This window comes from Mesotoga infera (assembly GCA_011045915.1).
GTDB lineage: Bacteria > Thermotogota > Thermotogae > Petrotogales > Kosmotogaceae > Mesotoga > Mesotoga infera_D.
The window spans coordinates 1-5,372 of record DSBT01000382.1; the positions used below are offsets into that span (position 1 = coordinate 1).

General features: G+C 45.1%; 4 protein-coding genes. 1 reads left to right on the forward strand and 3 read right to left on the reverse strand.

Translation table 11 applies throughout. The annotated features are described in order from the left end of the window. Window positions 1–123 precede the first annotated feature (123 nt). Window positions 124–681, forward strand: a complete 558-nt coding sequence (locus ENN47_12430) for a hypothetical protein (GenBank protein ID HDP78956.1) — start codon at window positions 124–126, stop codon at window positions 679–681. A 573-nt stretch (window positions 682–1,254) separates the two neighbouring features. On the opposite strand, the gene ENN47_12435 is transcribed toward ENN47_12430, so the two are convergent. From ENN47_12435 to ENN47_12445, 3 genes are all read right to left on the reverse strand, one after another. Next, a complete protein-coding gene (locus ENN47_12435; GenBank protein ID HDP78957.1) occupies window positions 1,255–2,352 on the reverse strand; it encodes a Fic family protein in 1,098 nt (365 codons plus the stop codon). A 616-nt stretch (window positions 2,353–2,968) separates the two neighbouring features. Next, window positions 2,969–4,297: an ATP-binding protein gene (locus ENN47_12440; GenBank protein HDP78958.1), complete on the reverse strand. Its 1,329-nt coding sequence runs from the start codon at window positions 4,295–4,297 to the stop codon at window positions 2,969–2,971. Window positions 4,298–4,657: 360 nt separating this feature from the next. After that, window positions 4,658–5,275, reverse strand: a complete 618-nt coding sequence (locus ENN47_12445) for a fibronectin type III (protein HDP78959.1) — start codon at window positions 5,273–5,275, stop codon at window positions 4,658–4,660. Window positions 5,276–5,372: the final 97 nt, after the last annotated feature.

Below are 5,372 nucleotides of genomic sequence, written 5' to 3' on the forward strand. Positions count from 1 at the left end.
CCCTCCGCACTGATCATAATCCCAATGGAGATCACAATCATCAAAACTCGCTGTCAGAGAGTTATAATCAAGTTAAGCAGTATCTTCTGAGAATAACGACTCGGGTGTTGAGGTGGAACTACGGTGGATAGGAGCAAGAAGCAGCCTCGCGCAGTAAGTAAGAAAAAGAAAGTTCTTGACAGAATTGACGGGCATGATGCTCTTCTTATATTGAAAGCCTTGGCCAGCGAAGATCGGAGCATTGCAAAACGTATTGAACAAATCGCATTGGAATACTTGCGCGATATAGATGTCGAGAACGTTGCTTCTCAAGTGTACTATGCGTTGGAAGGAATTGAAGTTGAGGATCTCTGGGAACAGTCAGGCAGCGTGAGGTATGGGTATGTGGAACCGTCAGATAGAGCGTGGGAAATGTTTGAAGAGGCTTTAGAACCATTCACAAATGAATTGAACAGATATTTCGACCTTTCACTGGACAACGAGGCGAAGAAATACTGCATGGGTATTCTGAAAGGGATTAACCAGTTCGGCAAAGAATCAACATCTCAGTTCAAAGACTGGGTAGAAGATGCTCCAGATGAGCTTTTCGAAAGGGTCTTGGATGACTGGAAGAAGGCCTGCAAAAATCCTGAGCATATACAGGAAATGGAAGACTTCATCGAACAAGGTCTGGGAAAGTGACGGTTTGGAAGAAGACGAACAGAAGCTGGGAGCTTGGAAGAAAGGTGCACACATATCTTGATCTTGACAACAAGCCAATAATCGACTTTTCACCCTTTTTCATACGTACCCCAACCACTGTTATATGAGTGCGGATAGACCACTCTGCAGTTAGTGACTGCTATAACGAACATATTTTGCTATTAATGTCCAGTATATAGGACGCAATTTCATATTATCGCTGTAGAGACCATTGGATAAGGAACGCAGAGCTGGTATGTTCTGCAACAAACAGCAAAGCTGTATCAGTCGTTCGGGGTGTTTATATGCTGCATATGGATCTCTTTCTCTTCTTCCCCACTGTGCGTTGTTGCTTTCAGATCGTGAGAATAGCTTCATGTCTGATATTTTGTCCGATTTGAAACCAGGTAATAGAGTTATGAAAGCGGTGAGAGCTGTAATGAATCAGAATGATTGAAAATAGAATCGAAGCGCAGTCACTTCAATTTTGCCTTCCGGTGAACTTTCTTCATCTTCGAAATTGATTTCTTCCTCTCAATGAGTACTTCCCCGGACACATTCCGCAAATCGACCTCAATTACCATTTCCGATAAACTGCCGATATATTTCCGATAATCCATATCTTCGATTCTTGTTCGAAGGATCGAGTACTTCGAGAAAGCCTTTTTGGACCCACTTGTTTACCATGTTTCTCGCCATTCTCTCTGAAAGCCCCAGGTTGTTTGCCAGCTCTCTTACAGTCAAGAAATCTCTTGAAGCGAACATAGAGAGCACGTTCTTCTGGCGATGGTCAAGCCTTCTCAAGAGCACGGGGTCTGAAGGAATCGCTCCTTGAGTGAGGACTTCATTTCCAGCTGCTTCGAAAACCTTTGCGAGCAATTCCACGAAGTATCCAACCCAGCCGGTGAGGTCGGCTTTCTCTCTTCCTTCATAATAGTTGTGGTGAGGATGGGTGACTAGAGAGTTGTAATAGAGCTGAAGGTCGCTAGCGTGGTACTCCTCTAGAGAAAAGATTCCGTTCAGTCCATAGCCTTCCTTTTGAAGAATGAAGGTAGACAGGAGTCTTGCGGTTCTTCCATTCCCGTCGTAAAAGGGATGAATAGTAACGAATTGGTAGTGAACGAGCGCGGCGATCAGCGGGACAGGAGTTTTGTTCCTGGCATCTTGTTCCCAGCTGACGAGTCCTCTCATAAGTTCTGGAGAATCCTTTGCTTCCGGAGGAAGGTAGATGATCGCATTAGTCAGTGAGTCTCTAATTACGTTTTGTTCGCTTCGATACGCAGAGGGCTTTGCTCTGAGACCCTTTTCGACAATCGAGTGCGTTTTTTTAATAATATATTCATCGAACGGTCTGAGTTCTTGAGCCCACTCCTCGATTTTTAGGAGGGCATCCCAATAGTTCTTCACTTCTCTTGCATCCCTAGCTTTTTCTTGTGTGATCCTCTGATTATTTACAACATCGCGCGCTTCCTGGAGAGTCAGGCGATTGCCTTCTATCTGTGTTGAAAAGTGGGTCGATCGGATCCTTGCGCTTTCTCTAATTCTCGAAAGAGAGCTTAAAGGAATCTGTGCGTTCTCAACTTGAATCCTTATCTTTTCTATGGTCATGAGATCTGAGGCTATCTTATCGGTAATTGAGTATTGGGGGTCCCACTTCACTTTCACAACCATCTCTCCTCTCATCACACTTCAATTATACTGGATTTCCGATAAACTGCCGATATATTTCCAATAAGAGAGAGACTCAAGGCTGGCTTCGCCAGGAAGTGATGCTGGAATAAGACATCAGACGCAACGCTGGGCAAGCACGACCCAGGTCGCAATGCCGGCTAAGAACATGCCGGGACGCAAGGCTGGCGAAGATCACGCCAGGTCGCAAGGCTGCCTTCGGCAGGAGGCAACAAAATGGCTAGTGAAGGCTTCGCCTTCGCCAGTACCACTTCGTGGTGCCAGTCTCGCCTTCAGTGAGCCCAGTCATTGCAGGCAGTGGCGAGAAAAACTAAGAAAACATTAAACCGATTTGACGAGTCCAGTTCAGATTTCGTTGGGCGAAGAAGGCGCTTAACGCTGCAAAAGTTCGGTCATCGCTTGATATAACACGCTGGACGCTGTGAAGAGCCGTCCTTAGTTATTGGTCACGGATCATGAGCCAGTCCATGGATATAATCGAAAGCGCTTGAAAGGACAGAAGGAATCTTTCTAAACGAACCCGTCTGAGAATGCTGGCAGATCGTTGAATTCAGTTGAAGCTCTTTAGGTTTGCGAAAACCTGTCAGAAATAGTGTAATTATCTGCTTGGGAGGAAATCCTCAATAAGAAGCCATTTCCAGATAGGGATCAGCTCAATGGTCTTGTCGTGAATCTTCAGCGTGTCTTCAATGTCGCTGTTGAGAAGTATCCTGCGGGATCTCTCGCCCTCGAATTCGAGTAATCCCCGGAGTTCACGTTCTCTCAAATCGAGATCATCCAGATTTGACATTGTGACATTGATAACCAGATCGCCAGTTTTTCCAGAGGCGACGAAATCAACTTCGGTTTTGTCAGTCTTCCAGAAAGTCACTTTATAGCCCCGCCTCAAGAGCTCTAGAAAGACAATGTTCTCTCCATCTCTTCCATAGTCCTCAGTGAGTGGCTTGACAACGGCTTTTCTCAGGCCAGTGTCGACGGAATATACTTTTCTTGGGTTGATTAGGGCTTTCTTGACGGAATTCGTATGAAGCTCTACTTCAAACAATATGTATGCTTCCGATAGGTGCGACATGTTCTCTGAAATTGTGCTGGTTGAAGTTTTTCCCGAGATCTGTTCGAGAGCCTTCTGTATTTTTCTGTAGCTCAAGAGATTTCCGCTGTTCTTCAGAGCGTAGAGGGCGATTCTTCTTGTAAGCAGAGCGTCTCTGATATTCCAACGCTCTACGATGTCCCTGTATATGATGTCGTCGAAATATGCCTCGAGAATCTTTGTCCCGTTTTCTTCCGGGAAGTTCAAGAGAATCTCAGGAAAGCCTCCAGAATCCAAATAACCGAAAAGCAGATTCTTGATGAGATCACTTTTGAGTTCAACTGAAAGCGAAGAGACTTCGATTCCCTTCGATCGCACAAAGTCCGCAAATGAAAAGGGCAACAGAGTCAGATCTATGTGCCTTCCTGTCAACAGCGTTCCAAGCTCCTTGGAAGAAAGCTTTGAGGATGAGCCGATAACAATGAATTTGACCTCTCCGGACTCCCTGTAAGTCTCTATCCATTGCTCCCAGCCTCGTATATGCTGGATCTCATCGACAAACATGTAGGTTTTCCCAACGGGATTGACTCTCTGCCTGTAAAGCCTGTAGAGTTTTTCAAGAAGGACAGGTGTTTTCTCTTCCATCGAGAGAGAGACATCTTCAAGGTTCAAGAACAGAAAGGAGAGTTTATCAACAGATTCTAGGAGCTTTCTGTACACAAGCTTAAGAAGAGATGATTTGCCGGATCTTCGAGGCCCTCTTACGATCTGCACGAAATTGCTGTCAAGAAATTCTTCAATCTCACCGACCTCTCTTCTGTAAACAAGGTCCGGAAGGGATCGATCTTCCCAGTAATTCCATCTTGCAAGGACGGAAAACATCTGTTGATCTGTCATATTAACCACCTGTCAAGTAATGACCTTTATAACAAACACATTCTAGCATAAGTGACCAGTATATTGAACAGTATTTCAATTCATTTCTGTAGAGAGATTGTTATAGGAAATTCAAGGCCCCTTCGAAAGCCCAGATCCCGAAACAAGTTCGGGATGACAGAACAAGCAGTTACGAGGGTCGGTACGGGAATTATATAGTGAGAGTTTCACAGGAATGATGGATAGAGGAATTTCCAAAAAGCCATTGTCAGTTGACGCAGTAAGAGCTGCGGGAAAGCCACTAATGAATAACGATGTTTGATGATTTTCGGAAATTCCGGCAAACTCCGGGGTTTCCACACAACACTCTGCCAGATAGAATTACTTCTTTGTTGTAAAACTCCATATTGGACCAATCACCGGCAGCGAGCCCGCGTTCTTCGCAGCTATCTTCCAGTAATATGTCGTATTGGGAAGGAGACCGCTCTTGTTATAGGTATTGGTAGTTCTATTCGATATGAAAAGGGAAGGATTGTGAGATGTGGAAAGGTATAGATCGTACAATACCGCATCCCCGTCGGGATCTCCGCCTTCCCAAGACAAGAGAACTTCAAGATCAGTGTCCTTCGCGCCATTTGCCGGGGAAGGGTTCGAGGCAACGTTGGGGAATGACTTGACCGTTACTGTGAATGTCTTGTCAGATGATGCTTCCTTCCCGTCTTCTGCTCTTATAGTGACTGCAATATCGCCGAGTGGTCCGCTGACTGTCCATTCATAAAGGCTGCCTGAAACGGTTCCCGGTCCTCCAATGAGGCTATATGAAAGAAAATGGCCGTCCGGATCTGAGCAATACTCGGCAAGGTTTATCTGGATAAGCTCTCCAATATTCTCGACAATTGCTTCTATGACTCCCCATTCAGGCTTGCTATTCTTTATTGGACAGGCCGTAAGAAATAGTACAGTAAGCACAAGAACCACCGTCAGGCGAAAACTCTTCATCTCATTATCCTCCACAGTCCGAATTAGGAGATGAGATTGCTGCTTTGTCTGAAAAGCAGTGGTTCTATAACAACATCTCCTTATAGATTTTAGAACA